Source organism: Mesorhizobium sp. M1312 (genome assembly GCF_040318115.1).
In the GTDB taxonomy this organism is placed as follows: Bacteria; Pseudomonadota; Alphaproteobacteria; order Rhizobiales; family Rhizobiaceae; genus Mesorhizobium.
Genome location: NZ_JAMYLQ010000011.1, coordinates 140,500 through 165,949 on the forward strand (window position 1 = coordinate 140,500; position 25,450 = coordinate 165,949).

General features: G+C 62.5%; 29 protein-coding genes and 1 pseudogene. 15 read left to right on the forward strand and 15 right to left on the reverse strand.

Annotated elements, in window-relative coordinates; translation table 11 throughout:
• Positions 1–6: 6 nt before the first annotated feature.
• A complete protein-coding gene (gene tolQ, locus NKH36_RS15500; RefSeq protein ID WP_352963101.1) occupies positions 7–717 on the reverse strand; it encodes a protein TolQ in 711 nt (236 codons plus the stop codon).
• Positions 718–997: 280 nt separating this feature from the next.
• Positions 998–1,471, reverse strand: a complete 474-nt coding sequence (gene ybgC, locus NKH36_RS15505) for a tol-pal system-associated acyl-CoA thioesterase (RefSeq protein WP_352963104.1) — start codon at positions 1,469–1,471, stop codon at positions 998–1,000.
• A 133-nt stretch (positions 1,472–1,604) separates the two neighbouring features.
• Here ybgC and NKH36_RS15510 point away from each other — a divergent pair.
• Positions 1,605–2,854 (forward strand): annotated as a pseudogene (locus NKH36_RS15510) (glycoside hydrolase family 5 protein).
• Positions 2,855–2,860: 6 nt separating this feature from the next.
• Here NKH36_RS15510 and NKH36_RS15515 read toward each other — a convergent pair.
• The 9 genes from NKH36_RS15515 to NKH36_RS15555 form a co-directional block, all read right to left on the reverse strand.
• Complete coding sequence (locus NKH36_RS15515; RefSeq protein ID WP_352963107.1) at positions 2,861–3,769, reverse strand: metallophosphoesterase; 909 nt, start codon at positions 3,767–3,769, stop codon at positions 2,861–2,863.
• Positions 3,770–3,896: 127 nt separating this feature from the next.
• On the reverse strand, positions 3,897–4,934 hold the full coding sequence (gene ruvB / locus NKH36_RS15520; protein WP_352963110.1) for a Holliday junction branch migration DNA helicase RuvB: 1,038 nt from the start codon (positions 4,932–4,934) through the stop codon (positions 3,897–3,899).
• Positions 4,935–4,980: 46 nt separating this feature from the next.
• Positions 4,981–5,265, reverse strand: coding sequence for an AbrB/MazE/SpoVT family DNA-binding domain-containing protein (locus NKH36_RS15525; protein WP_352963113.1), 285 nt, complete (start codon positions 5,263–5,265; stop codon positions 4,981–4,983).
• Between the two features lie 40 nt (positions 5,266–5,305).
• Positions 5,306–5,926 (reverse strand): Holliday junction branch migration protein RuvA, encoded by a 621-nt coding sequence (ruvA, locus tag NKH36_RS15530; protein ID WP_352963115.1) that lies wholly within the window; start codon positions 5,924–5,926, stop codon positions 5,306–5,308.
• A 27-nt stretch (positions 5,927–5,953) separates the two neighbouring features.
• A complete protein-coding gene (locus NKH36_RS15535; RefSeq protein ID WP_352963118.1) occupies positions 5,954–6,373 on the reverse strand; it encodes a type II toxin-antitoxin system VapC family toxin in 420 nt (139 codons plus the stop codon).
• Entirely contained in the window at positions 6,351–6,620 is a 270-nt protein-coding gene (locus NKH36_RS15540; protein WP_352963120.1) for an AbrB/MazE/SpoVT family DNA-binding domain-containing protein, read from the reverse strand. Before NKH36_RS15540 ends, NKH36_RS15535 begins: the two co-directional genes overlap by 23 nt.
• A gap of 157 nt (positions 6,621–6,777) precedes the next feature.
• The gene (gene ruvC / locus NKH36_RS15545) at positions 6,778–7,284 is read right to left on the reverse strand and encodes a crossover junction endodeoxyribonuclease RuvC (protein WP_352963122.1); all 507 of its coding nucleotides are present in this window, start codon (positions 7,282–7,284) and stop codon (positions 6,778–6,780) included.
• 328 nt (positions 7,285–7,612) lie between these two features.
• Entirely contained in the window at positions 7,613–8,143 is a 531-nt protein-coding gene (gene rcdA / locus NKH36_RS15550) for a protease adaptor protein RcdA (protein ID WP_352963124.1), read from the reverse strand.
• Positions 8,144–8,522: 379 nt separating this feature from the next.
• The gene (locus NKH36_RS15555) at positions 8,523–8,927 is read right to left on the reverse strand and encodes a hypothetical protein (RefSeq protein WP_352963125.1); all 405 of its coding nucleotides are present in this window, start codon (positions 8,925–8,927) and stop codon (positions 8,523–8,525) included.
• Positions 8,928–9,262: 335 nt separating this feature from the next.
• On the opposite strand from NKH36_RS15555, the gene NKH36_RS15560 reads away from it, so the two are divergent.
• Complete coding sequence (locus NKH36_RS15560) at positions 9,263–9,814, forward strand: DUF2269 family protein (RefSeq protein WP_352963127.1); 552 nt, start codon at positions 9,263–9,265, stop codon at positions 9,812–9,814.
• 56 nt (positions 9,815–9,870) lie between these two features.
• Here the strand turns inward: NKH36_RS15560 and NKH36_RS15565 are convergent, their stop codons facing one another.
• Both NKH36_RS15565 and NKH36_RS15570 read right to left on the reverse strand, forming a co-directional pair.
• Positions 9,871–10,641 (reverse strand): sulfite exporter TauE/SafE family protein, encoded by a 771-nt coding sequence (locus tag NKH36_RS15565; RefSeq protein WP_352963129.1) that lies wholly within the window; start codon positions 10,639–10,641, stop codon positions 9,871–9,873.
• A gap of 113 nt (positions 10,642–10,754) precedes the next feature.
• Positions 10,755–11,213, reverse strand: coding sequence for an Lrp/AsnC family transcriptional regulator (locus NKH36_RS15570; protein ID WP_352963132.1), 459 nt, complete (start codon positions 11,211–11,213; stop codon positions 10,755–10,757).
• A gap of 133 nt (positions 11,214–11,346) precedes the next feature.
• On the opposite strand from NKH36_RS15570, the gene NKH36_RS15575 reads away from it, so the two are divergent.
• The 9 genes from NKH36_RS15575 to NKH36_RS15615 all read left to right on the forward strand — a co-directional run bounded on the left by NKH36_RS15575 (position 11,347) and on the right by NKH36_RS15615 (position 19,298).
• Positions 11,347–12,264, forward strand: a complete 918-nt coding sequence (locus tag NKH36_RS15575) for a DMT family transporter (protein WP_352963135.1) — start codon at positions 11,347–11,349, stop codon at positions 12,262–12,264.
• A 134-nt stretch (positions 12,265–12,398) separates the two neighbouring features.
• Positions 12,399–13,046 carry a thiamine phosphate synthase gene (locus NKH36_RS15580; RefSeq protein ID WP_352963137.1) on the forward strand — a complete coding sequence of 216 codons (648 nt, stop codon included), beginning with the start codon at positions 12,399–12,401 and terminating at the stop codon, positions 13,044–13,046.
• Position 13,047: 1 nt separating this feature from the next.
• Positions 13,048–14,079, forward strand: coding sequence for a tetratricopeptide repeat protein (locus NKH36_RS15585; RefSeq protein ID WP_352963139.1), 1,032 nt, complete (start codon positions 13,048–13,050; stop codon positions 14,077–14,079).
• A gap of 137 nt (positions 14,080–14,216) precedes the next feature.
• Positions 14,217–14,783, forward strand: a complete 567-nt coding sequence (gene efp, locus NKH36_RS15590; protein WP_352963141.1) for an elongation factor P — start codon at positions 14,217–14,219, stop codon at positions 14,781–14,783.
• 81 nt (positions 14,784–14,864) lie between these two features.
• Positions 14,865–15,665 (forward strand): inositol monophosphatase family protein, encoded by an 801-nt coding sequence (locus NKH36_RS15595; protein WP_352963143.1) that lies wholly within the window; start codon positions 14,865–14,867, stop codon positions 15,663–15,665.
• Positions 15,666–15,774: 109 nt separating this feature from the next.
• Complete coding sequence (gene trhA, locus NKH36_RS15600) at positions 15,775–16,464, forward strand: PAQR family membrane homeostasis protein TrhA (RefSeq protein WP_352963145.1); 690 nt, start codon at positions 15,775–15,777, stop codon at positions 16,462–16,464.
• 113 nt (positions 16,465–16,577) lie between these two features.
• A complete protein-coding gene (locus NKH36_RS15605; protein WP_352963147.1) occupies positions 16,578–17,603 on the forward strand; it encodes a MotA/TolQ/ExbB proton channel family protein in 1,026 nt (341 codons plus the stop codon).
• A 1-nt stretch (position 17,604) separates the two neighbouring features.
• Positions 17,605–18,636, forward strand: coding sequence for a peptidoglycan -binding protein (locus tag NKH36_RS15610; RefSeq protein ID WP_352963149.1), 1,032 nt, complete (start codon positions 17,605–17,607; stop codon positions 18,634–18,636).
• A gap of 365 nt (positions 18,637–19,001) precedes the next feature.
• Positions 19,002–19,298, forward strand: a complete 297-nt coding sequence (locus NKH36_RS15615) for a hypothetical protein (RefSeq protein WP_352963151.1) — start codon at positions 19,002–19,004, stop codon at positions 19,296–19,298.
• A 114-nt stretch (positions 19,299–19,412) separates the two neighbouring features.
• On the opposite strand, the gene NKH36_RS15620 is transcribed toward NKH36_RS15615, so the two are convergent.
• Positions 19,413–19,766 (reverse strand): DUF1304 domain-containing protein, encoded by a 354-nt coding sequence (locus NKH36_RS15620; RefSeq protein ID WP_352963153.1) that lies wholly within the window; start codon positions 19,764–19,766, stop codon positions 19,413–19,415.
• A gap of 187 nt (positions 19,767–19,953) precedes the next feature.
• Here NKH36_RS15620 and NKH36_RS15625 point away from each other — a divergent pair, with 187 nt between their 5' ends.
• From NKH36_RS15625 to NKH36_RS15640, 4 genes are all read left to right on the forward strand, one after another.
• On the forward strand, positions 19,954–21,438 hold the full coding sequence (locus NKH36_RS15625) for a carboxypeptidase M32 (RefSeq protein ID WP_352963155.1): 1,485 nt from the start codon (positions 19,954–19,956) through the stop codon (positions 21,436–21,438).
• A 158-nt stretch (positions 21,439–21,596) separates the two neighbouring features.
• Entirely contained in the window at positions 21,597–22,079 is a 483-nt protein-coding gene (locus tag NKH36_RS15630; protein ID WP_352963156.1) for a DUF3857 domain-containing protein, read from the forward strand.
• A gap of 66 nt (positions 22,080–22,145) precedes the next feature.
• On the forward strand, positions 22,146–22,280 hold the full coding sequence (locus tag NKH36_RS15635; RefSeq protein WP_352963158.1) for a hypothetical protein: 135 nt from the start codon (positions 22,146–22,148) through the stop codon (positions 22,278–22,280).
• 161 nt (positions 22,281–22,441) lie between these two features.
• A complete protein-coding gene (locus tag NKH36_RS15640) occupies positions 22,442–23,635 on the forward strand; it encodes a hypothetical protein (protein WP_352963159.1) in 1,194 nt (397 codons plus the stop codon).
• Here the strand turns inward: NKH36_RS15640 and NKH36_RS15645 are convergent.
• Positions 23,569–25,371 carry an ABC transporter transmembrane domain-containing protein gene (locus NKH36_RS15645; protein ID WP_352963161.1) on the reverse strand — a complete coding sequence of 601 codons (1,803 nt, stop codon included), beginning with the start codon at positions 25,369–25,371 and terminating at the stop codon, positions 23,569–23,571. The two genes, NKH36_RS15640 and NKH36_RS15645, sit on opposite strands and share 67 nt — an antisense overlap.
• Positions 25,372–25,450 lie beyond the last annotated feature (79 nt).

Here is a 25,450-nt window from a genome sequence, read left to right on the forward strand (position 1 = left end):
TGTTCCTCAGGTCTTCTGCGCGACTTTTTCATCGATTTGGCGCGAGAGTATGGCGGAGAACTCGTCCGCGAATCCCTCCATGCGCACGGCGATCTTGCTCGCGTCCGACGACAGCTTGTTGTAGGCGATGACGGCGGGAATAGCCGCGAGCAGGCCTATTGCCGTGGCCAGCAGCGCCTCGGCAATGCCGGGTGCGACCACCGACAGGCTGGTGTTCTTGGATGCGGCGATCGCCTGGAACGAGGTCATGATGCCGATCACGGTGCCGAACAGGCCGATGAACGGCGCCGCCGAGCCAGTGGTGGCGAGAAAGCCAAGCCGTCCTTCCAGCTTTTCCATTTCGCGGGTCAGCGCCAGGTCCATCGCCTTGTCGATGCGGGTCTGCAGGCCAAGCGGCGATTTCGCCCCCTTCTCGAAGCTCTTCTTCCATTCGCGCATGGCGGCGACAAAGATGGCGCCCATGCCTGACGTCTTGCGGTCGGCGAGCGTGCGGTAGAGCTCTTCCAGTGACTGTCCCGACCAGAACACCTGTTCGAAGCGATTGAGCGCGAGCCGCATGCGGCCATAGGCGACGAGTTTGTCGACGATGATCGCCCAGGTCCAGATCGAGGCGCAGAGCAGCCCGATCATGACCAGCTTCACCACCCAGCCGGCCTGCATGAACAGCGCCCAAATCGACAAATGCGCGCCCGGTTCGGCGAGTGCGATATTTTCCATGGTTACGTCCTTAAGAATTTTCCGGGCACGGCTGGCGGCTGGCCCATGGGCATCCCTTATGATCCGTTCGCGCAACGCTTGCGGAATAACCCAAAAATGCACCGTTGGCGGCCTTTTCGGGGCAAATCTTGGTGAAAGGAAGGCGCTGGATTCCTCCAATCTTCACCACTCTCTTCATGAACCGTTATGGTTAAGGATCGGTTAGGACGTACAGCGCGGCGCATTGCCGCGCCTTGGGCGAGCCGCCCGGCATCGTCAGCGGATCACCGGCGTCAGTAACTTACCGATTTGCGTTCGGTATGAAGGCTGCGATCCATTCCTTCGGAAAACGTCTTGGCCGGCCATTCTCGCCAATGATCGCCGCCTCGACCCGCGCCTCGACCAGCACCTCGCTGCCGCGCTTCAGCTGCTGCGCCATGAAGATGCGGGCGCCCGAAATGTCCTCGGTGCGCGTCTCGATGGTCAGGATGTCGTCCATACGGGCGGATCCGCGGAAGTCGATCTCCATGCGCCGCACCACCCAGACTATTTTTTCGCCATGCTTGCCCTCGGCGAGCTCGGTGTGATGGACGCCGGCAAGCCTGAGATAATCGGAACGGCCGCGCTCGAAGAATTCGAGATAGCGCGCGTGATAGACGACGCCGGAGAAATCGGTGTCCGCATAATAGACCCGCGCCATCAGCCGGTGGCCAAATTCCGTCAGCGCGCCGGAAAGCCCGGCGCAGAGCGTCGCCGATTTACCATGATCGTCCATTGCGCTTTCCTTTTCGGGACTGACCGGGCACCTAAAGCGTGACGCGCTTTAGGCAGTTGTTTCAGTGCGCGTCGTCGTCCCAAAACCGCTACACATTTTTGGGCGACACGCATTAGTTTGGCGCAAGAACCCGATGGCACTGTTGACGGCGATGATCAAGACCTTGATAGCGGCGCTGCTTGTGCTGACCGCGCTGGTGCTGCCGGGCCAGGCGGCGAGCTTTTCGGTGAAGCGCGGCCTCAATCTCGACCAATGGGCGACCTGGCCGGGCGAGGACAAGTGGGGCGACCGGCAGGCAATCCTGCCCTATCCGGAATGGCGCAAGTTCCTTGGCGATGACGACCTCAAGGCGCTGAAGAGCGCTGGCTTCGATTTCCTGCGCATGCCGGTCGATCCGTCGCCGTTCCTCTCCGGCGAGACGCTGGCGCTGCGCGACGATCTCTATGCCAGCGTGCTGGACTCGGTGCGCATGGTCAATCGCGCCGGATTGAAGTGATCGTCGACATGCATCTGATCCCCAGCGGCAGCAGCCGCAAGATCGGCATGGGCGAGGTGATGGACGACCCGAAAACCTTCGAAACCTATGTCGGGGGGGTGAGCAAGATGGCGCGCACGCTGGCCGATGAGGATCCGCGCCAAGTCGCCTTCGAGCCGATGAACGAGCCGGTCGTCGACTGCGACGCCGACGGCACCGGCCTGTGGCCGGAGCGCCAGCAGAGACTGTTTGCGGCGGCGCGTTCGTCGGCCACCAAGCTCACCCTGATCCTGACCGGCGCCTGCTATTCCAATGCGGCATCGCTGTCAAAGATCGATCCGAAGGCGATCCCGGATGACAACATCATCTGGACCTTTCACTGCTACGACCCGTTCCTGCTGACCCATCAGGGCGCGACCTGGGCCGGCGACTTCATCCCCTATGTGACCGGCCTGCCCTATCCGCTCATCGCCGTCCCGCGCGCCCAGCTGGATGCTGCGCTCGATACGATCCGCGCAAGGATCAAGGCCGAGGCGCCATGGACGCGTCAGAGCGGGCTGCTCGCCTATCTCGACGAACAGGTCGCCGGCATGGACTCGGACGAGAAGCTACTCGGGCTGATGGATGCGCCATTCACCAGGGTCGAGGCCTGGGCAAAGGCCAACGCCATCAAGCCAGAGAACATCACGCTGGGCGAATTCGGCATGATCCGCCAGGAATACGGCAATGCCTATGTGATGCCGGCCGAATACCGCGCCGCTTATGTCAGGGATATGATCGCGCGCGCCGAAGCGCATGGCTTTTCATGGTCGGTCTGGAGCTATGGCGGCGCCTTCGGCATCGTCGACGCCTTCGATGGCGCGAGGGCCGAGCCGGATGTGATGGACGTGGTCAAGTCACTTCATTGAAGCGGTTCAGGCGGAACCCAGTTCAATCGAAAGAATCTCTGGGCGCACCCCAAAACGCACCGGCAGGATGCTGAAGCCGAGCCCTCCGGAGACGATCAGGTTGCGGTTCTCCTCCACGACATGGCCATAGGCAAAACGGTTGCCAAAGCGGGATGGTACGACCGGAGAATAGCCGAACAGCCGCACCTGCCCGCCATGGGTATGGCCCGAAAGGGTCAACGATACCCGTGACGGGACCTTCGGAAATATGTCGGGCTCATGTGCGAGCAGAATAACGGGAGCCTTGTCGCTTACCTTTGCCAGCGTGCCATGCAGGTCGTCCAGTCCTTTGAATCTGCTGCGGCCCCAGGCCATGCCCGGCCGCAGCGCAAGTTGGTCCGCAAGTCCGACAACCCAGAAGCCATGCCCGTCCTTTTCCAGGCGCACCGCATCGTTTTCCAGGACCGGGATGCCGGCACTTTCGAGCGCCCTGCGCGCGACCGTCGGGCCGAACCCGGCTTTCTGCGCAGAAGGGTCCTCCCACCAGTCGTGATTGCCAAGGATTGACCACTCGCCGAGCGGCGCCTTCAGTCCTGACAAGGCCGGCGCCCATTCGGAGGAACCCACCCAGTCCGAAACCAGGCATGTGCCGGCTGCATAGTCGCCAAGCAGGACAATCAGATCCGGCTGCAGGCTGTTCGCCCGTTCGGCAAGCGACCTAATCCGCTCCGGCGTCATCCATGGCCGGCAAGCATGAATATCGGCGAGAGCGACAACCCGAAGCCGCAATCCTGCAGACCAGTTTGGCGGCGTCAATGAATAGCGCTTTACATGCGTCAGCAGCATCGGCTCGAGGCCAACCGCATAAGCGCTGAGCGACACGGCGGATAAGAACGAACCGCCGATGAGGCGCAGGAAGCCACGTCTTGTGATCATCGCTCAGCTCCGTCGTTCGCGGGGATCGACGGTCCCACAGCGCGAAGTGTTAGAGCCCGCAAATGCGCCGGCAAGCTGACCAGGATGAGGAGATTTTGCGCAGGAATGGAGCCGCAAGGCCGCGCGGCTACTCTTCCTGGAACAGGCTGATCTGCTGCTGTGCCAGGTCCTTCGGCGCATCAAGGCCGAGATGCCGCCAGGCGTTGGCGGTCAGCACGCGGCCGCGCGGCGTGCGCTGAATAAAACCCTGCTGGATCAGATAGGGCTCGATAATGTCCTCGATGGCGTCGCGCGGCTCGGAAAGCCCCGCCGCGATCGTCTCGATGCCGACCGGCCCGCCGCCAAAATTCCGCGCGATCATCGAGAGATAGCGGCGGTCGAGCGCATCGAGGCCGAGCGCGTCGACCTCCAACCGCGTCAGCGCCTCGTCGGCGATCTGGCGATCGACATGACGATCGCCGGCGACGGACGCGAAATCGCGCACGCGGCGCAGCAGCCGGCCGGCGATGCGCGGCGTGCCGCGTGCGCGTCGCGCGATCTCCAGCGCGCCATCGTCGCCGAGCGGCATCGCTAGGATACGGGCGCCCCGGCGCACGATCTGCTCCAGTTCCTCGACCGAGTAGAAATTGAGGCGGACCGGAATGCCGAAGCGGTCGCGCAGCGGATTAGTCAAAAGACCGAGCCGGGTGGTGGCGGCGACGAGGGTGAAACGGGCTAGATCGATCTTGACCGAGCGCGCCGCCGGCCCTTCGCCGATGATGAGGTCGAGCTGGAAATCCTCCATCGCCGGATAGAGAATTTCCTCGACCGCCGGGTTGAGCCGGTGGATCTCGTCGATGAACAGCACGTCGCGGTCTTCGAGATTGGTGAGCAGTGCTGCGAGATCGCCGGCCTTGGCGATGACCGGACCGGAGGTCGAGCGGAAATTGACGCCGAGCTCGCGCGCCATGATCTGCGCCAGCGTCGTCTTGCCGAGGCCAGGCGGGCCGACGAACAGCACATGGTCGAGCGCCTCGCTGCGGCCCTTGGCGGCCTCGATGAACACTTTGAGATTGGCCCGCACCGCCGCTTGGCCGACGAAGTCGCCGAGCGTCTGCGGCCGCAATGTCTGCTCTGCATCCTCGCCGCGCTTATCGGGAGCAATGAGGCGTGGCGAAAGGCTCATGCGGGCACCGTCCGAAGCAAAAGGTTGATATCGACACCGATTGACGTCACTCGGTATCCCTTCGTTCGTCGTATTGTCCTTTGCCAACAACATGGCGGGCCGCTGCATCTCTCACCACGGCGTCGATCTCTTCCAGCGTAGCAGGCCCGCCAGGTGGATCACCCAGAAATCCAGCGAGGTCGGCAAATTCGAGATTGCGCGGCGTTCCTATCAGAAGACCATCCATGACCGTCCACACAACCGTATCGCCTGCCTTGAGCGACAACTCGTCCCGGACTTTCTTTGGAATCGTAAGCTGCCCCCTGGAGGTCAAGCCCGCATATCCGCCCATGCTCTTGTTCCTAGTCGGAATTTAGTTCTCGGGCAACGTCTCACCGCGCCAGTTCTTTCAGCCCGAAGCGGATCAGCTTCGATGCATCCGCATCCTCGCCGGCGCTTTTCAGCGCCGCAGCCACCGCGTTGGCGGCGATGTCGCGCGAATAGCCGAGATTAATCAGTGCCGAGACGGCGTCGGTGATCGGCGCCGGCGCGACGCCTTCGCCGAGTTCCTGCTTTAGACCGATGGTCCCGGATGCAGTGCCCGCGTAGGCCGGCGCCTTATTCTTCAGTTCGGTGACGATGCGCTCGGCCACCTTCTTGCCGACGCCCGGCGCGCGGCTGACCATCGCGATATCACGGAGCGCGATGGCATTGGCGAGCTCGGCCGGCGCCAGCGTCGAGAGAATAGCCAGCGCCACCTTGGCGCCGACGCCCTGCACATTGCTCATCAGCAGCCGGAACCATTCGCGCTCCAGCACCGACTGGAAACCGTAGAGCCGCAGCATGTCCTCGCGCACATAGGTCTCGATGAACAGCACCACCGCCTCGCCAGGTGCCGGCAAAGCGGCAAGCGTGCGCGCCGAGCAGTGGGCGACATAGCCGACGCCGTGCACATCGACGATGCAGAAATCCTCGTCGACCTCGTCCAGCGTGCCTTTGAGCTTGCCTATCATGCCAAGGCTATCATTTGTGCAAGGCCCTCATGGATAGGTTTCCGGAGACATGATGTCGAGGTCCGGGAAGTAGCTGCGATAGCGCGCGGCATCGCGTGTCAGCAGACGATGTCCCGCAACGACGGCGTGGGCTCCAATAAAGAAATCCGGCAGCGTTCGTTCGCGGAGCCCCCCTGCGCGGCGATAGCGGGAATGCGTGACGCCGGCAAGGAACGCCGCTTCCCATGGCAAGAGTTCGCGATCCATCTTGAGCGTCTCGACTGCTTTACGAAGCGCGGGCTCCGTCGCTATCAGCGGCGCCAGTTCGGACCAGACGATTGTGTTAATAACGAGTGCGCCGTCGCGCCGGCATGCGGTGATCGCCGACGCTGACCACTTCGTCTCCCATCCGGCAGGACCCCAAACGTCGATCAGGACATTTGTGTCAATCAATGTCGAGATCTTCACGTGGACCCCTCAGCCACTCGATGTACTCGTCTGCCGTCATCCCTCCCAGACCCAGCGTGCCGGCCATCTGATCGAGCAGCCGGCTGAAGCTACGGGAAGCCTCCTCTTCGGAAATGTTTTCGTTGACCGCAACGACACGAACGCCATCGTCAGTGGGCAAGAACTCCACCTCCGAGCCTGGGCCGATGCCCAGGCGATCCCGTATCTCTTTCGGGATCGTCACTTGGCCTTTGGTTGTCACCCGCATGGTAATACCTCACAGGTATTACTTATTGCCGCCCCGAGAACAAGTCAAGAAAACTTATCGCATCGGCCCGAAAATCGGAATCGATTTTCGGAAAGCACGATGCGTAGATTCAAAGTGCTAGAGCGTACTTTGTGCGTCCAAATGGACGCTCGTCGCTCTAGGCCAGCGCCATCCTATAGGCAACACTCTGCCGGTGATGCGCATGGCAGATGGCAATGGCCAGCGCGTCGGCGGCATCGTCGGTATCGAAAGTCGCCTTCGGCATCAGCACTTTGACCATCATGTGGATCTGCTTCTTGTCGCCATGACCGACGCCGATCACCGCCTTCTTGACGGCGTTGGGCGCATATTCGGCAACGACCAGGCCGGCCCGCGCCGGCACCAGCATGGCGATGCCGCGCGCCTGGCCGAGCTTCAGCGTCGCTACTGCATCCTTGTTGACGAAAGTCTGCTCGACCGCCGCCTCGTGCGGCATGGCGGTATGCAGGATCTCGACGAGCCCATCATGCAACTGGCAAAGGCGCGTCGCCAGCGCCGCCTTGTCGTCGGAACGCACGGTGCCGGAGGCGACGAAGCGCAGCGAATTGCCGAGGCTCTCGACGATGCCCCAGCCGGTGCGCCTCAGCCCAGGATCGATGCCGATGATGCGAATCGTTTCCCCCATCCGCCAAGTCTACCCCTAGCGGACAGCGATGCCAGCGAAATGTGAACAAACCAGAAACAGGTCCCGCTACGCCCCAGGAGAGCCTCTAAGAGACTGTTTCGAAATTCGCTCTGGCGAGTCATATGGTGGTGGTTTCGAGAACCGGGGCGCCGCGGACATTAGAGCGCCGCGCGTCCATTTGCGCAAGGACGCTCTAACACTTTGGTTGGCGCATGATCCTTTCCGGAAACCGATTTCGGTTTCCGGGGTCATGCGCTGGGTCCGTGAGCACCGGAAGCGCAGAAAACGCCATCAGATGGCCGCCGGAGTAGAGTTTCCAAACAGTCTCTTAGCCGCGGGCAAAAGCCGTGTTGAGCAGCGTGATCTGATCGGAAACCGGATTGACGCGGCGGCCGGATGGCGACACGTCAGGCACGGCGCCGCCGTAGATTTCCTCGTCCATGCGACGCACCAGCGCCTGCAGGCGCAGCGAGCGGTTGACGAGGTCAAGAAAATCCTTGGGCAGTTCGACCCAGCCTGCGGCATCGTTGTTGGCGGAAGCGGTGTCGAGACGCACTTTCGATTTTTCGGAAGCAACCTGATCGCGGGTCATCTCGCCTGAATTCGCCGCGCGCTGCAAAAGCAGCCAGGAGGCAACCTGCATCAGCCTCGTGGTCAGCCGCATCGATTCGGCTGCATAGAGCGTCGCCGCCAGCCTGGAAAGTTTCTTCGCCTCGGCCCGGCCCTTGCCGTCCAGATATTCGGCCGCCTGCTCGACCAGGCCCATGCCTTCCTGGTAGAGCGGTTTGAAGGATTGGGAGAAAACCCGGCGCTCCGCCAGCTTGATGGTTTTCGCGCTTCCCTTCGAAGTCTCGTTCATCGATACGCCCTGCACTTGCCTTACAGCCGGCCGAATCGGCATCATCGCCGTCACGTCCTGCACCCTATATGACCGAGGCTTGAAAATGCGCTTCGGGGCGGGTGAAGGCAAGCACATGTTTAACAAACGGTTAACGGCGGCGCAGGCGCCCGGGCAATCCGGATTGCGGGCAAAAAAAGAGCCGCGGATAAGGCGGCTCTCAGGAGTTTAACAGGGAGGCGTCAAACAAAGTGGCTCCAACCACTCGGTAAGAATCCAGATCACTGGATGCACATAGTAAACGCCTGTAAAGCTTAATGAAGCCTTAACGACGCGGATACTTTTTGAACAAGCGTCGCCCGCCTGTGCCGTAACAGCACAATGCTCAAACCCTTGGAACTCAGGCCTTTTGCGCCTCAGGAAGCCGCTCGGCTTTCCAAACCACCGGCAGTGCGATGTAGGCGAACAGCAGCAATCCCGCGTAAAACCCCATCGAGGACGCTGCCACCAGCGGCTCGATCGCCGGGTTGCCGGCAAGCATGATGTAAAGGCCGATCAACAGGCCGATGCCGCTGATTGCCGTCAACCAGAAATGGACGGTGGCAAGCCTCTTTCCCGCAACTGCCGGAAACAGATGGTAGAAGAAGGCGAACACCGCCGACATCAGCCATCCGGCCACCATGATGTGGGCGTGGGTCGGCATCTGGCCATGATCTTGGCTGATCGCCATCTGAAGGCCGAGCGCCATCCCGAACATCGCGTAGATGACGGCCAGCGTGAAGAAATTTCGTGCTACCTTTTGCATAGTAATCCCCCGATTTGCCTTTTCCCGTCATGGGAATGGGTTGAATTCAGGCGGTCGACCCGCCACCGGGTCCCCGGCATCGGCGCATTAGCATCGGCAATGTTTCTGGACGATGCCGCATCGCGCCCGACCCTTCCCCGGCGCTGTCAGAATAGCAGAAAACACCGTGACGCGCTTGCGCAATCGTTGAGCGGTTCCTCATAGGACGCCGAAACAAAGCGGCCGCCCACGCGACATCGTTCCGAAACAGGCGCCGCGCTAAACGCCCGCTCCTCGCAGCGAGACGGAGCAAATATGCGCCGCTCGCAGTCGTCAAGCATCCAAGGATGGCAACCATGGATTGGTACTCGATCGTCAAATTTCTGCATGTCGTTTCGGCGATCCTCTGGGTCGGCGGCGGCTTCACACTGGTGGTGCTTGCCATGCGCGCCGATCGCGCCGGGAACATCGAAGGCATGCTGCAGGCCATGCGCGCCACCGGCGAGCTGGGCAACAGGTTCTTCGCGCCGATGTCGATGCTGACGCTCGCCTTCGGCCTGATCATGTGCTGGTTCTGGGTCGGCTTCTCCGACCTGTGGATCCTGATCGGCCTTGCCGGCTATGCGATGACCTTCTGCATCGGCATGTTCATCTTCAAGCCGACCGCCGACCGCATGACGGCGATGATCACCAAGGACGGCGTCACGCCGGCGGCTCTCACCCAGGGCCAGCGCATCCTCAATGCTGCACGCGTCGACTATTCGGTGATGCTGGTGATCATCGCCGACATGGTGCTGAAGCCGACGCTGAACGATATCACCATCCTGGGCTGCATGGCGCTGGTCCTGACCACCGGAATTGCTCTCGCCCTCGGCGGAACGCGCCGGTTGGTGCCGAGCGCCGCCTGAATTCCGCCGTGAAGCTGCTGGCGGCCCAGTTGCCGGCAGCTTCCATGGCCGGCGATCTAGAGAAGGCCGGCGATCCCGTCCCACAGAAGCTTGACCGCGACGACCGCTACGGTCGCGTAGGTGAAGGGGTAGAACAGTTCCGGCCGCATCCGCCGCACCAGCCAGGCGCCGGCGATGGTCGAAAGCGGCGCCAGCGGTACCAGAACCGCCGACGCGGTCAGGTTGGTGGTGTCGAACTGTCCCAGCGCAAAATAGGGGATGAGCTTCAATGCGTTGGTGGCTGCAAAGAAGATTGCGGCAGTGCCCGACAGCATTTTCGGATCGAGCCGGATCGGCAGTGCATAGACCTGAAAGGGCGGGCCGCCGACATGGGCGACGAAGCTGGTGAAGCCGGCGACCGTCCCCCAGAAGGCGGCAGCCGCGCGGTTGGGCTCGGCTGAGTGGCTCGCACCGTGCCGCATCTGCAGATAGACCCAGCGAAGCACGAAGATAATGGCCACCGCGCCGACGATCAGCCGCACCATCTCCGCTGTCACCAGCGCCGCGGTCAGCCAGCCAAGGCCGATGCCGATCACCGCCCCTGGCATCATGTCTGCAAGCATCTTGCGGTCATAGACACCCCACCATGTCCACACCGAGACGATGTCCATCAGGCACAGTATAGGCAGCAGGATGGCGGCGGCTTGCACCGGCGGCATGGCCAGCGCCATCAGCGGCACGCCGACGAAGCCGACCGCACCGCCAAAGCCGCCCTTGGACAGACCGACCAGGATGACGGCTGGAATGGCGGCGGCATAGAACCATGGATCGAGAAGCAGGCCTGACATCGGCGGGGGAGCAGTTGGAGGGAAAGCGTATAGAGGCTGGAATAGCCGATAAACTTTCCCGCCGCGACCGCAAATGTGCACATAGTGCGATGCGTCGTGAGTGCTGAGGCCTGTTACGGTTTTGAGATGGCGGTTGCGGCGAGCGGCGGCGGGCGCCTCCGGATCGGCTGCGCCTTGATGATGGCTGTGCTGGTTTCGGCCTTGTCGGCGATACGGTCGAGGAGTTTGTCGAGATCGCCGATCGAGCGCACGAACAGCCGGGCAACAAAGCAATCGTCGCCCGTCACCTTGTCGCATTCGCCAAACTCCGGGATCTCCTCAATCAGCTTCTGGACGATATGCAGCTTGCCCGGCAAGGGCCGGATGCGAACGATCGCCTGCAGCGAGTAGCCGAGCGCTTGCGGGTCGATCTCGACGGTGAAGGCCCGGATGACGCCGCGATCCTCGAGACGTCGAAGCCGCTCCGAAACGCTTGGCGATGACAACCCGACCTGCTGGGCCAGTTCCTTCAATGAGGTTCGCGAATCCTTGATCAGGATGTCGAGAAGCTTTTTATCCAGCTCGTCCAGCATTCACTTTCCTGAATCAAATCCGATACGGTCCTAATTTAATTAGGCATAATACCGATACCACCTTCTGAAGATCATGGAAAGCGCGGGAGCCACGTGAGATTGTCAAGTCTCAACAGATCTCAGGGGTATCTTCATGAACAGCACGGTGCGCGGCACGATCGAAATGACGGCCGCAATGGCGATCCTCGGCACGATCGGATGGTTCGTCGTCATGTCGGGCGAGCCCATCATGGACGTCGTTTTCTGGCGCTGCGCCTTCGGCGCGATAACACTGCTGATCATCTGCGCTGCCCTGGGGCTGCTGCGCGGCAGGGTGTCGCTGCGCACCGTTGCGATCGCTGCTCTCGGGGGTGCTGCCATCGTCATCAACTGGTTGCTGCTGTTCAGCTCGTTTTCCCGCGCCTCGATCTCGATCGCCACGGCAGTCTACAACACCCAGCCCTTTATGCTGGTCGGCTTTGGCGTGCTCTTCTTCTCGGAGCGGCTGAGCATGACGAAGCTGGCCTGGCTTGGCATCGCCTTCGCCGGCATGCTGCTGATCGTGCAGACCTCACCTGAGGTAAGCCCCAATACAGGTAGTGTTGGCACGGATTATTTTACCGGCATCGCGATGGCGCTGGGTGCGGCTTTCTTCTGGGCCGTCGCCGCCATCCTCACCAAAAAGCTCAAAGGCACGCCACCGCACCTGATCGCCCTGATCCAGGTCAGCGTCGGCGTCGTCATGCTGGCACCGTTCGCCAATTTTTCCCACCTTCCCGCCGACGTGTGGAGCTGGAGCATGCTGGCGACGCTTGGCGTCGTCCATACCGGTCTGATGTACATCCTGATGTACGGCGCCATTCAGAAACTGCCGACACATCTGCAGGGGTCGCTGTCCTTTATCTACCCTGTGGTCGCGATCCTGGTCGATGTCGTCGCCTTCGGACATCGGCTGCATCCGGCCCAGATCGTCGGCGCCGCCGCCATCCTGGTCGCCGCCGCCGGCATGAACCTTGGCTGGAGACTGTGGAAATCGAAGATTCCAGCCGAGAGCCTCCAGCCAATCGAGTGAGCGAAGAACGTCGCCGGACGACAATCATGCGCCAATGATCCTGCCCCGCCCGCCTGTTCAAGGCCAGCACTTTGCTCTATGCCGCAATGCAACCATCTTCGCCCGGCATAGGCGAAAACCGGGATCGAAAACCAATGAACGACGCAACGCCTCCAAATCGCTGTCGCATCGTGCTGATCGCGCTGCCCGGCGTGCCGGCTGAGCGCATCGTTGCGGCGTTCGAGGGCGGCGACGTCGCCTCGCTCATCCTGCCCGAAAACGGCATGGACGAAGCCTCCTTCCAGGCCTTCGCCGAACAGATCGTGCCGGCGGCGCAAGCGGCGGGCGTCGCTGTCGTCATCGCCGGCGACACCCGCATCGCCGGCCGCGTCCAGGCTGATGGCATCCATGTCGAGGTCGGCAAGGCCGAACTCGCCGAGACGATCGAACGCTTCCAGGCAAAAATGATGGTCGGCACCGGCGGCGCCAAGACCCGCGACGATGCGCTGGAACTCGGTGAGCTCAGGCCCGACTACATCTTCTTCGGCCGCTTCGGCTACGACAACAAGCCGGAGCCGCACCCGCGCAACCTGTCGCTGGGGCAATGGTGGGCGGATGTGATCCAGATCCCTTGCATCGTCATGGCCGGGTCCGACCTCGCCTCGGTCGAAGCGGTAGCTGCCACCGGCGCCGAATTCGTGGCGCTGTCCAGCGCCGTCTTTGCCGACGGCGTCGACCCGAAGATGGCAGTCGCCAGCGCCAATGCGCTGCTCGACGAAGCCGCGCCGCGTTTCGAGGACTGACGTGCCGGCGCGGACAATCCTTTTCAGTGCTTTGTTTGCGGCGCTCACGGTGCAAGCCGCCGTGGCTGAAACCGTACCGTTGCCGCAACCCAACCCCGATATCGGCGCACACAGGGACAAGCCGATCGCCACGCCGCTGCCGCAGCCCGCCACCACGGCCCCGCTGCCGTCGGCCGACGCCATCAATCCCGACCGGTTCGGTGCTAAACCGTCGGATTCTGCCTATGGCGCCTTCCAGCGCGGCCTTTACAAGACGGCCTACAACCTCGCCTTGGTCCGCGCGCAGAACGGCGATCCGGCGGCGCAGACGTTGGTCGCCGAGATATTGTCGCGCGGTCTTGGCGTGCCCGTCGACGCGGCGCAGGCGGCAAAGTGGTACGCGCTTGCGGCCGAGCAGGGCATACCGGAGTCGCAGTTCCAATATGCGCTGATGCTGCTCGACGGCCGCTACGTTAAGAAGGACGAAAAGGGGGCCTACGCGCTGATGCAGGCTGCCGCCGAGGCCGGCAACCGTCTGGCGCAGTTCAATTTCGCGCAGCTGCTGGTCCAGCAGGATCCCGGCGATTCCGGGATCGCAAAAGCCGTGTCCTACTACCAGCGCGCCGCCGCGACCGGCCTTGCCGACGCGCAATATGCGATGGCGCAGGTCTATGCCAATGGCGTCGGCGGCAAGCCGCGCGACGATGTCCAGGCGCGCGGCCTGCTGGCGCAGGCAGCACGGCAGAACTACGATACGGCGCAGATCGATCTCGCTGCCTGGATGATCGAGGGACGTGGTGGCGCCCGCGACCTGAAGTCCGGCTTCGGCTGGATGAAACAGGCCGCCGAGAGCGGCAATGTCGCCGCCCAGAACCGCCTCGCCAAGCTGTACATGGGCGGCATCGGCACCGATCCGGATCCGATCCTTGCCGGCGCCTGGTACGTCGTTGCACGCCGCGCCGGGCTGATTGATCCGCAGATGGACGATTTTCTGCAAGGCCTCACCGACGACCAGACGAAGCAGGCGCTGCAGAAGGCCAACCGCCTGCCGTAAAGCGCCACGGACAGTGAATACCTCGCAGTGGCGCGGGTTCCCCCTCTTCGCCGCTCACTTGCCTCTCCTGGCAATTTGTGGTCTTGGAGGCGCCAAATCGCTTTCATCGCGAAAATCTCATTCCGGATCACATCATCATGGCCAAGATCAATGGCAACGAAATCCGTCCCGGCAACGTCATCGAGCACGATGGCGGCCTTTGGGTGGCGGTCAGAACCAACGCTGTCAAACCAGGCAAGGGCGGCGCCTACAACCAGGTCGAGTTGAAGAACCTGATCAACGGCACCAAGCTCAATGAGCGCTTCCGCTCGGCCGAAACCGTCGAACAGATCCGGCTGGAGATGAAGGATTTCTCCTACCTCTACGAGCAGGGCGAAGCGCTGGTGTTCATGGATACCGAAAGCTACGAGCAGCTTGAATTGCAAAAGGATTTCGTCGGCGATCGCGCCGCCTTCCTGCAGGACGGCATGATGGTGACGGTCCAGCTCTACGACGAAAGGCCGATCGGCATTTCGCTGCCCGACCAGGTGACGCTGACCATTACCGAGGCCGATCCAGTGGTGAAGGGCCAGACGGCCGCCTCGTCCTACAAGCCAGCGATGCTGGAGAACGGCATCCGCGTGCTGGTGCCCCCCTTCATCGGTTCGGGCGAGCGCATCATTGTCGACACCAACGAAATCACTTACGTGCGCCGCGCCGACTAAGGCATGATCCCAAAAAGTTGCAGACTTTTTGGATAAGATCATGCCTCAAAGCAGATAGGCGCGGCAGCAGGAAGAAACACTATGGCGCGTTCCGCGATCCTCAATGTAATGGTCCAGGCCGCCATGAAGGCCGGCCGCTCGCTGTCGCGCGATTTCGGCGAAGTACAGAACCTGCAGGTCTCGATGAAGGGGCCGGGCGACTATGTTAGCCAGGCCGACCTCAAGGCAGAAGAAATACTCTTCACCGAGCTATCGAAGGCGCGGCCGGGCTATGCCTTCCTGATGGAGGAGCGCGGCCTGATCGAAGGCGACGACGGCCAGCACCGCTGGATCGTCGACCCGCTCGACGGCACCACCAATTTCCTGCACGGCATTCCGCTCTTCGCCATCTCGATCGCGCTGGAGCGCCAGGGCCAGATCGTCGCGGGTGTCGTCTACAATCCGGCGATGGACGAACTCTACACCGCCGAGCGCGGCGGCGGCGCCTTCATGAATGATCGCCGGCTGCGCGTCGCTGGCCGCACCAAGCTGATCGATACGGTGATCGGCTGCGGCGTACCTCATCTCGGGCGCGGCCAGCACGGCAATTTCCTGGTCGAGCTGCGCAACGTGATGGCCGAAGTCTCGGGCGTGCGCCGCCTCGGCTCCGCCTCGCTCGATCTCGCCTACGTCGCTGCCGGCCGCATGGACGGGTTCTGGGAAACCGGCCTGTCTGCCTGGGACGTTGCCGCCGGCATCCTGCTGATCCGCGAGGCAGGCGGCTTCATCTCCGACTTCGCCGGCGGGCAGAACATGCTGGATGGCGGCTCGATCGTCGCCGGCAACGAGATCATCCAGCGTGCGCTGTTGAAGACCGTCAGGAAGCCGGTGACGCCGCGCTAGGCTCTAGCTAAGCTGACTTGGCGCGCTGAACCGCCGCAGTCGCAAAACCGCAACCAAAGCTTGAAATACTGTCCGGCATCCGCCCAGATAGGGAGATGCAGGATCATTCATGACGCACATCGGCCCTGAATCCCGGATCGAAATCCCCTTCATGGGACGCTGGCACTATTCGCGCGCCGAAATGATCGCCGACGGCATCGTCCATGCGGTGGGCATCGTGCTCGCCATTGCCGCCGGCTCGGCGCTGCTGGCACTGGCCGCGTTCCATGCCGGTCCGGGCGAATATGTCGCCGCCGCCTTCTACGTGGTTTCGCTGCTCACCGTGCTGTCGGTGTCGCTGGCCTACAATCTGTGGCCAGTGTCGCCGGCCAAGTGGATATTGCGGCGCTTCGACCATGCCGCGATCTATCTGCTGATCGCCGCGACCTACACGCCTTTCCTCGCCCAGCTCGACAGTTCGCCGCTGGCCATCTCGATGGTCGTCCTGGTCTGGGTCGCGGCAGCGATCGGCATCGCCATCAAAGTGCTTCTTCCCGGTCGCTTCGACCGGCTGGCGATCGTCTTCTATCTCGCCATCGGCTGGAGCGGCATCGTTCTTGTCGAGCCGCTCGTCCAGACACTGCCGACGACGTCGATCGCGCTGATCGTTGCCGGCGGCATCGTCTATTCCTGCGGCGTCATCTTCTTCGCCTGGAAGGGCCTGCGCTTCCACAATGCGCTGTGGCACGGCTTTGTCGTCACCGGCGCCGGCCTGCATCTGGCCGCCATGGTCGACTGCCTGGTCATCAACCGGCTCTGACGCCAATGATCCGCTTGGCAATATTGCCAAGCGCCATTCAATTTCGTCACAATTGCGTTTAGAGTCGCCGTCAAACGTGAATTGACGGCAGCGGCATCGGAAACGGGGCACGGATGGCTTTTTTCAAATCCTTCGGCATGCGCAGACGCTCCGACGTTTTGATGTACGATCCGCACAAACTGTCGAGCCCGCAGGTCTTCCTCCTGACCATGGTCATCTTCCTGATGATCGTCGCCTTCATCGCCGCCATCCTGACCCGTCAGATCTCGAGCGCCTTCGCCGCCAATCCCGGTCTCAACGGCCTGATCATCGGCGTGCTGGTGGTCGGCATCCTGCTGGCCTTCGTGCAGGTCGGCCGGCTGTTTCGCGAAGTGCGCTGGGTCAACTCCTTTCGGGCCGGCTCCGAAACCACCGAGCCGGTGCTGCTGGCACCGATGAAGGCGATGATCGGCCGCTCGTCGACGATCGCCTTCTCGACCAGCTCGATGCGCACCATGCTCGATTCGATCGCCACCCGCCTCGATGAAAGCCGCGACACCTCGCGCTATCTTGTCGGGCTGCTGGTGTTCCTTGGCCTGCTCGGCACTTTCTGGGGCCTGCTAGGCACGATCGGCTCGATCCGCGAAACCATCGAGTCGCTCGATCCCGGCAGCGGTGATGCCGCCGCCGTGCTCGAATCGCTGAAGCAGGGGCTTTCCGCGCCGCTGGCCGGCATGGGCACCGCATTCTCGTCGTCGCTGTTTGGCCTGTCCGGTTCCCTGGTGCTCGGCTTCCTCGACCTGCAGGCTGGCCGCGCCCAGACACGCTTCTACACCGAGCTCGAAAACTGGCTGTCCTCGGTCACCGACCTGTCGTCCGACATCGTCGTCGCCGAACCGGCCAAGGCCGAATCCTCCGACGAGATCCGCGTCCTGTCGGAAAGACTGCGCAGCATGCAGGAGAACGGCGGCGGCGCCAATCCGCGTGTTGCCACTGCCATGGCCAACCTTGCCGACGGCATTTCGGGCCTGGTCAAGAACATGCGCTCGGAGCAGCAGATCATGCGCGACTGGGTCGAGGCCCAGTCGGACGAGCAGAAGGCGATGCGCAATACGCTAGAGAAGATCGCCGACGCCCTGAAGAAGACTGGAGTCCATTAGCATGGCTCTCGCCAGGAGCCGGCGGACCGATCGCCGTATCGATTACTGGCCGGGCTTCGTTGACGCGCTGTCGACGTTGCTGCTGGCGATCATGTTCCTGCTCACGGTCTTCGTGCTGGCGCAGTTCCTGCTCGGCCGCGAAATCTCCGGCAAGGACACGGTGCTCAATCGCCTCAATTTGCAGATCAATGAACTGACCCAGCTTCTGGCGCTGGAGCGCTCGACGACGCAGGACAAGGAAGATTCGCTCGCCAATTTGCAGGCGTCGCTGTCGGCATCAGAGGCGGAAAAGAGCCGGCTCGAGCAATTGCTGGCGCAAGGCGCCGGTGCCGGCGACGCGGCCAACCAGCGCGCCACGGCGCTTTCGGGTGAACTCGACAACCAGCGCCAGATCAGCCAGCAGGCATTGAGCCAGGTTGAAATCCTCAACCAGCAGATCGCGGCGCTGCGCAGGCAGATCGGAGCGCTCGAAGAAGCGCTCAACGTATCCGAAACGCGCGATCGCGAGTCCAACACCAAGATCGCCGATCTCGGCCGCCGCCTGAATGTCGCGCTGGCGCAACGTGTGCAGGAGCTGAACCGCTATCGGTCCGACTTCTTCGGCCGGCTGCGCGAAATCCTCGCCGACCGCGAGAACATCCGCATCGTCGGCGACCGCTTCGTCTTCCAGTCGGAAGTGCTTTTCCCGACAGGCTCCGAAGTGATCAACGACGCCGGCAAGGTCGAGATGAACAAGCTCGCCGACGCCATCATCGACCTGCAGAAGGAGATCCCGCCGGAGATCAACTGGGTGCTGCGCGTCGACGGCCACACTGACGACAAGCCGCTGTCCGGCACCGGCCGCTACCGCGACAATTGGGAACTGTCGACCGCGCGCTCGACCTCGGTGGTGAAGTTCCTGATCGAGAACGGCGTGCCGGCGAACCGGCTGGTTGCGGCCGGCTTCGGCGAATTCCAGCCGCTCGACCCCGCCGACACCGAAGACGCGCGCAACAAGAACCGCCGCATCGAGCTGAAATTGACCGAGCGCTGATTGGCCTGGCTTGAAGCGGCGACCGCATGTAGGGCGCCAATGCGAGCCGGCAAGGCCTGAAAAGATTACCTTTTTTTTGATTCCACTTTGCCGAGAACCGCTCCTAGGCTGTGTCACGGGGCCGAGAACCGCCGGCGGTGGAACCGTCCATCGCGACGCGACGGAACCGGACGGCCCAAGGCCGGAAGGCGGCGTCCTAACCGCCGCCTTCCCCAGTAAAAGGAGACGCAACCATGCGCTCTTTCACTCCCAAAACCCTCAGGCCCAAAACCCTCTGGCCCAAAACCCTCAGGACTGCAACGCTCGCTGCCCTTCTCGTCACCGTTCCGTTTGCTGGCGCCTACGCTGGCCCGCATGAGACAGCTTTGATCAACCAGATCCAGAGCGTGGATACGGGTATCCAGGCCGCCATGCAGGCGAGCAAGCTCAAGCCGGGCGAGGCGCGTGACTTGCGCACGCAGGTCGCTCAACTTGATCGGGCCGCCCAGCGGGCCGCGCGAGATGGAACGATGCCGACCACACAATATCAGCAGTTGCTGGCGCAGCTCGATGATGTGAGCCAGAAGCTGCGGGCTGCCACCGGCAGCGCCTTCCTCATCGGCAGCGGCGGCGATGGTGGATATTATCCAAACGGCTACGGCCCAAAATATCCAAACGGCTGAAACCATCCATTACAGCGCCGCAGTTTGATCTTGCGCATGATCCTTTGATTTTTGCGCAAGATCCGTTCAGCGCCGAAGGCCCGCGCAGCAAATCCGCGCAGGAACCTTTAGGGATCATACACCCAGCCAAAGTACGATCAGAGCAGCTGCCGCCGGTACGGTCTGGATGCAGAGGATTTTCCTGGCGACCGTCGCCGCGCCGTAGAGGCCGGCGATGGCGACGCAGAGCAGGAATAACACCTTGATCTGGAAACCGGCCTCGCCGAGGTAAAGCCCCCAGATCAGCCCGGCGGCGAGAAAGCCGTTGTAAAGCCCCTGGTTGGCCGCAAGCACTTTCGATGCGCTAGCGAATTCCGGCGTCAGCTTGAACGCCTTGTGGCCGCGCGGCGTGTTCCACAGCACCATCTCCAGATAGACAATGTAGACGTGGATCAGTGCCACCAACCCGACCAGCACATTGGCGATCATGCTTCATCTCCCGTCGCGGCACGGCGCCGCCTCGCGATATTGATCACGCACGCCACCGCTCCCGCAAGACGCATTGCGGCGTGCATCCTGGCTAGCGACCAATGCGCCCATCGCAGACGGCCTTCAGGGTTGCCAATGCCCACGCATTGGTATCTTTTCCCGCCGTTCAAATTCAGCGGAACCCACCATGTCCTTTCAAAAACTCGACGACCTCGGCCACAAGCTCGAAGCACTGGAACATGCCCTCGCCATTCTCGGCGCCGACGAGGCGACCCACATGGCCGTCGGCGGCGGCGAGAAGCGCGCCGAGGCAATGTCAGCGCTGGCCGGCATGCATCACGCCAGAGCGACCGCGCCGGAGATCGCCGACTGGATCGCAGCGGCCGACCAGGAAACATTGAACGAAGAACAGCAGGCAGCGGTCAAGGAGTTCCGGCGGCAATACACCAACCTGACCTGTCTGCCGGTCGAATTCGTCGAGCGTCAAACGACCGCGCGCATGCGCTCCGAGCAGTTGTGGCGCGACTTGCGTGCAAAGAACGACTGGGCAGGTTTTTTGCCGGCGCTCGAAGGCGTCGTGGCGCTGGTGCGCGAGGAAGCAGCACTTCGCGCCGACGTGCTCGGCCTCGATCCCTATGACGCGCTGATGGAGCAATACGATCCCGGCAACCGCGCCGCCGACATCACGCCGGTCTTCGCCGAGCTGAAGACCTTCCTAAGGGATTTCGTGCCGGAGGCACTGGCCGTGCAGGAAGAGCGGCTGGCGAAACATCCGCTGAAGCCGCTTTCGGGCAGCTATGCGATCGAAAAGCAGCGCGAGCTTGGCCTCGCCATGATGGCGGCGGTCGGCTTCGACCTCACCCACGGCTCGCTGTCGGTATCGCATCATCCGTTCTGCGGCGGCGTGCCGAGCGACGTGCGCATCACCACCCGCTACAGGACCTCCGATTTCCTGTCGGCGCTGATGGGCGTGCTGCACGAGACCGGCCATGCGCTTTACGAACAGAACCTGCCGAAGGCGTGGGCGCACTGGCCGCTCGGCAAGGCGCGCGGCATGGCCGTGCATGAAAGCCAGAGCCTGTTCGTCGAAAAGCAGATCGGCCGCAATCCCGAATTCTGGCGCTGGGCGCTGCCTGTGGTCGAACGGCACCTCGGCGAGATCTGGTCGATCGACGACATTCTGCCGCATGTGCATCGGGTCGAGCGCGGCCTGATCCGCGTCGACGCCGACGAGATCACCTATCCGCTGCATGTCATCCTGCGCTACGAGCTGGAGCAGGAGCTTGTCTCGGGACGGCTGGAGGCCGCCGACCTGCCCGAGGCCTGGGACGCCAAGATGCGCGACTATCTCGGCCTGTCGACCATCGACAACCCCGCCGACGGGCCGATGCAGGACGTGCACTGGCCGGGTGCCGCCTTCGGCTATTTCCCGTCCTACACATTGGGCGCCATGATGGCGGCGCAGCAATGGGCAGCGCTGACCAGAGACCATCCCTCCGCCGACGAGGATCTCGCCAAGGGAGACTTCAGCGCCATCAACGATTGGCGTCGCGAAAAGATCTGGTCGCAGGGCTCGCGCTGGTCGACGCCGGAGCTGCTCGAACGGGCGACAGGTGAAAAACTGAACGCCGCGTATTTCACGGAGCATCTGAAGAAGCGCTACGGCGGTTGAACACCGCCATCCCCAAGTCGCTTCCTGCTACCGCAGGCTGTAAAAACCTGCACGGCCAGACTTTACTTTGACTGGAAAGCCTCAGAGAAAGAGCTGTCTTCAACTCTGGGGGGGCAGATGTCGGCCTGTATCAGTTTTCGCGAGGTCAAGCCTTTACGGTGCCTCGTCCTCCTTTTCAGCTTGCTGATCGGCCTGAATTCTCCGGCCAGATCCGACGAGGTGGTTGTGAAGGGACGGCGGAAAGCTGGACGAGGCCGATCGATATCCCGCAAGCCGACCCGACCCGCTCTGACCAGGTTAGAAACGGACTCTCGTGGCTGCTGTCGGACGAGCAGATAATTCATCGCCCCGTCGGCTATGATGACTATTCGCGCCTGGTCTACAAGATCGTCGACCGGCCCGGTCTTGAGCAGGGCGCGGGAATCAACCTGCAGTTCGATCCGTCGCGCCACAAGGTTACGCTCAACCATATACGCATCATCCGCGACGGCGTTGTGCTGGATCGGCTGAACGACACTAAATTCGATATCTTCCGGCAGGAAAAGGACGCGGAAAGAGGCATCTACGATGGCTGGCTGACGGCTCATATCAATGTCGATGATGTGCGCGTCGGCGAGACTATCGACTACGCGACGACCTAGGAGATCACACCACTCGTCTCCGGGAGTCCTTTCTTCTTCAGCTTTGCCGCCGAATGGGAAGAGCCGGTGGCGCTGATCCGCACCAGCATCATCTGGCCCGCCGATCACCCGCTCGAGATCAAAACAAGGGGAACCGAGCTCAAGCCTGCAAACCGGCGGCCGATTTTCCCGCCGATTTCGCGGCAAAGCTCGGCGACATAGCCGTCAAGCACCCCGCGCCGGAAGACCGGATGATCGCGGCGACGCGGCTGGTGCAGGACCAGATCCGCTATGTCAGCCTGTCGATCGGTGCCGGGTCCTACATTCCGCGCGATCCCGCAACGGTCCTGCGGAGCGGGTTCGGTGACTGCAAGGACAAGGCATTGCTGCTTGCCGCATCGCTTGTGCGGCTTGGCATTTCCGCCGAAGTCGCGCTGGCCGATCTCGACCAGGGTCGGGCCCTGGACCAGCATCTGCCGGCGTTGCGGAACTTCGATCACGCCATCGTCAAGGCGAAGATCGGCGGCGAGACATATTGGCTCGATGCCACCAACGATCTCCAGGGCGGCAAGGCGCACAATTTCGTGCAGGCTGATTACGGGTTCGCATTGCCGCTTTCCAGCACCGGCGGATTGGAGAAGATGCCAAGCCCGCAATTGACCAGCCCGTCGATCCAGGTCACTGAGTTGTTCGATTTCCCGCGGGACCCGGGCGATCCGCTGTCCTTGACGGTCACCTCGACATACGAAGGCGCCAGCGCGGATTCGATGCGCAACAAGCTGGCCGGCCGCTCGCTGAGCGACGTGTCGGACACCTATCTGAAATATTACAGCAAGCGGTATCCGGGCATTCAAAGCGCTGCCAAGCTGAACATCGTCGATCGTCGCGACGACAACATCGTCAGCGTGAAGGAAAGCTATAAATTGCCGGCAGCGGCACTGGCCGCCAACGACCTCGCCAAGAACTTTCCCATCCAGGCGGCCGATCTCGGCAACTCCCTGCCGACCCCGACGGCGGTAGGCCGCACCGGACCCATCCTTCTTGGCGGTTCCGTCTACCGGCGGCATACCATCACCCTGCGCAACCTCAAGGCCAGATTTTCCGGGGAAGAGATCAAGAGCATCGTGACACCCTATGTCTCGCTCAAGACCTCCTGGAGCAGCACGCCGACCGAATTCGAGGTGCAATGGAATTTTCAGACGCTGGCAATGGAAGTCCCGGCCAAGGCCATTGCCGACTACCTGAAATCCGTCGACGACATTCAAATGACACCGAGTGGCGGTACGATTTTACCTATGAAGATCCCAAGGATCCGCCCGCCAATGTGCCGGTGGCCGATCCGGGATTGGAACAACGCCAGACCATCTTCAGCATGCTGCTCCTGTCCCTGTTCGTTGGAGTTCCCCTGTTCATGGCCTACAGGCGCGGCAGACGCTGAGTTTTTGCTTGGGGAATGGAAAGAAAGCTGGCCACCTTTGACAGGCTGTCCTGGCACCATAGGCGGCAACCGCTACTCGGCAGCACCTCTGAAAGCACTCGCCCCGGTTTCGAACTGCAGCTTGGCCAGCCGCGCATAGATGCCGCCCTTGGCGACGAGGCTCTGGTGGGTGCCTTCCTCGACAATGCAGCCGCCATCCATGACCAGGATACGGTCGGCCTTGAGCACTGTCGCCAGCCGGTGGGCGATGACGATGGTGGTGCGGCCCTGCATCAGCCGTTCCAGCGCCGTCTGCACCAGCGTCTCGCTTTCGGCGTCGAGCGCCGAGGTCGCCTCGTCGAGCAGAAGGATCGGCGCATCGCGCAGAATCGCGCGGGCAATCGCCACGCGCTGGCGCTGGCCGCCGGACAGCGTCACGCCGCGCTCGCCGACCTGGCTGTCATAGCCATTCTCGAGCTTCAGGATGAATTCGTCGGCAAGTGCATCCTTGGCCGCCGCCTCGATCTCGGCGTCGCCGGCGTCCGGACGGCCGAAGCCGATATTGTCACGGGCGCTGGCCGCGAAGATGGTGACATCCTGCGGCACGATGGCGATGCGCTCTCGTATGGCGACGGGGTCGGCCTCGCGCACGTTAACGCCGTCGACCATGATCTTGCCCGTCTCGGGGTCGTAGAAGCGCAGAAGCAGCGAAAAGACGGTGCTCTTGCCGGCGCCCGACGGGCCGACGATCGCCACCGTCTCGCCGGGCTTGACCTGGAAACTCAGACCGTGGACGGCGGCACGGTCGGGCCCGGCCGGATAGGAGAAGGATACGTCGTCGAAACTTATTGCGCCTCTGGCCGTCGCCGGCAGCAGTTTCGGATGCGCTGGGGCTTGGATCGCGGGCTTCTCGGCCAGGATCTCGGTCAGCCGTTCGGCAGCACCCGCCGCTTGGGAAAGCTCGCCCCACACTTCCGACAGCGCGCCGAGTGCGCCGGCGGCGAACACCGAATAGAGCAGGAACTGGCCGAGCGTGCCCGGCGACAGCGTGCGGTCGAGCACGTCGCGCGAACCGAACCACAGCACCGCCACCACTGAGGAAAAGATCATGAAGATGGCGAAGAAGGTGAGAAAGGAGCGGGCAAAGATCGAGGATCGCGCCGCCTCGAACGCGGCTTCCACGGCCGATGAAAAATGCCCGGTGACCAGCTTCTCATTGGTGAAGGCCTGCAGCGTGCGCACCGCGCCGATCTGCTCGCTGGCATAGGCCGTGGCGTTGGCCAGCGTGTCCTGCGCCAGCCGCGATTTGCGCCGCACCGAGCGGCCGAAGGCGACCAGCGGCAGCACGATCACCGGGATGGCGGCGATGACGAGGCCGGACAGTTTCGGGCTGGTGACGATCATCATCGCCACGGCGCCGAGACCCAAGATGACGTTGCGCAGCGCCACCGATGCGGTGGCACCGACCGCCGACTTGACCTGCGTCGTGTCGGCGGCGAGCCGCGACACGATCTCGCCCGACTGGGCGGTATCGAAGAAGGATGGCGACAGCGTCGTGACATGGCGGAACACATCGCTGCGGATGTCGGCGACGACGCGCTCGCCCAGCGTGATGACGAAATAGTAGCGGCTGGCCGACGCCGCTGCGAGCAAGGCGGCCATCACCACCAGCATGGCGAAGTATTCGGCGATGAAACTGGAATCGGAAGCGGAAAAGCCGTGGTCGATCATTCGCCGCACGGCCAGCGGCAGCGCCAGCGTTGTCGCCGCCGCGACGGTCAGCGAGACGACCGCGCCAATGACCATTTTCCGGTAGCGGGTGATGTAGGGGAACAGGCGCCGCAGCGGCTTGAGCGAGCGCCTGCGCTCGTCTGCATCGCCGCTGGTGTGCGCCATGACCGTTTCCTCTGGCTCTTCTGGGTATGCGCCTCAATATGCGCTTACCGCGGCCTTGTGATTCAATTCCGGCTGATGT

Excerpts from the sequence above, each read along its gene's own strand:
- NKH36_RS15570 (WP_352963132.1), bottom strand. The coding sequence starts at position 11,213 with ATGCTGGACGAGCTGGATAAAAAGCTTCTCGACATCCTGATCAAGGAT.
- NKH36_RS15610 (WP_352963149.1), top strand. The coding sequence starts at position 17,605 with ATGGCTCTCGCCAGGAGCCGGCGGACCGATCGCCGTATCGATTACTGG.
- NKH36_RS15575 (WP_352963135.1), top strand. The coding sequence starts at position 11,347 with ATGAACAGCACGGTGCGCGGCACGATCGAAATGACGGCCGCAATGGCG.
- NKH36_RS15525 (WP_352963113.1), bottom strand. The coding sequence starts at position 5,265 with ATGGGCGGATATGCGGGCTTGACCTCCAGGGGGCAGCTTACGATTCCA.
- NKH36_RS15595 (WP_352963143.1), top strand. The coding sequence starts at position 14,865 with ATGGCGCGTTCCGCGATCCTCAATGTAATGGTCCAGGCCGCCATGAAG.
- NKH36_RS15605 (WP_352963147.1), top strand. The coding sequence starts at position 16,578 with ATGGCTTTTTTCAAATCCTTCGGCATGCGCAGACGCTCCGACGTTTTG.
- NKH36_RS15540 (WP_352963120.1), bottom strand. The coding sequence starts at position 6,620 with ATGCGGGTGACAACCAAAGGCCAAGTGACGATCCCGAAAGAGATACGG.
- NKH36_RS15620 (WP_352963153.1), bottom strand. The coding sequence starts at position 19,766 with ATGATCGCCAATGTGCTGGTCGGGTTGGTGGCACTGATCCACGTCTAC.
- ruvA (WP_352963115.1), bottom strand. The coding sequence starts at position 5,926 with ATGATAGGCAAGCTCAAAGGCACGCTGGACGAGGTCGACGAGGATTTC.
- NKH36_RS15645 (WP_352963161.1), bottom strand. The coding sequence starts at position 25,371 with ATGGCGCACACCAGCGGCGATGCAGACGAGCGCAGGCGCTCGCTCAAG.
- NKH36_RS15560 (WP_352963127.1), top strand. The coding sequence starts at position 9,263 with ATGGATTGGTACTCGATCGTCAAATTTCTGCATGTCGTTTCGGCGATC.
- NKH36_RS15565 (WP_352963129.1), bottom strand. The coding sequence starts at position 10,641 with ATGTCAGGCCTGCTTCTCGATCCATGGTTCTATGCCGCCGCCATTCCA.
- ruvC (WP_352963122.1), bottom strand. The coding sequence starts at position 7,284 with ATGGGGGAAACGATTCGCATCATCGGCATCGATCCTGGGCTGAGGCGC.
- NKH36_RS15625 (WP_352963155.1), top strand. The coding sequence starts at position 19,954 with ATGTCCTTTCAAAAACTCGACGACCTCGGCCACAAGCTCGAAGCACTG.
- trhA (WP_352963145.1), top strand. The coding sequence starts at position 15,775 with ATGACGCACATCGGCCCTGAATCCCGGATCGAAATCCCCTTCATGGGA.
- ybgC (WP_352963104.1), bottom strand. The coding sequence starts at position 1,471 with ATGGACGATCATGGTAAATCGGCGACGCTCTGCGCCGGGCTTTCCGGC.
- NKH36_RS15515 (WP_352963107.1), bottom strand. The coding sequence starts at position 3,769 with ATGATCACAAGACGTGGCTTCCTGCGCCTCATCGGCGGTTCGTTCTTA.
- NKH36_RS15580 (WP_352963137.1), top strand. The coding sequence starts at position 12,399 with ATGAACGACGCAACGCCTCCAAATCGCTGTCGCATCGTGCTGATCGCG.
- efp (WP_352963141.1), top strand. The coding sequence starts at position 14,217 with ATGGCCAAGATCAATGGCAACGAAATCCGTCCCGGCAACGTCATCGAG.
- tolQ (WP_352963101.1), bottom strand. The coding sequence starts at position 717 with ATGGAAAATATCGCACTCGCCGAACCGGGCGCGCATTTGTCGATTTGG.
- NKH36_RS15555 (WP_352963125.1), bottom strand. The coding sequence starts at position 8,927 with ATGCAAAAGGTAGCACGAAATTTCTTCACGCTGGCCGTCATCTACGCG.
- ruvB (WP_352963110.1), bottom strand. The coding sequence starts at position 4,934 with ATGAGCCTTTCGCCACGCCTCATTGCTCCCGATAAGCGCGGCGAGGAT.
- rcdA (WP_352963124.1), bottom strand. The coding sequence starts at position 8,143 with ATGAACGAGACTTCGAAGGGAAGCGCGAAAACCATCAAGCTGGCGGAG.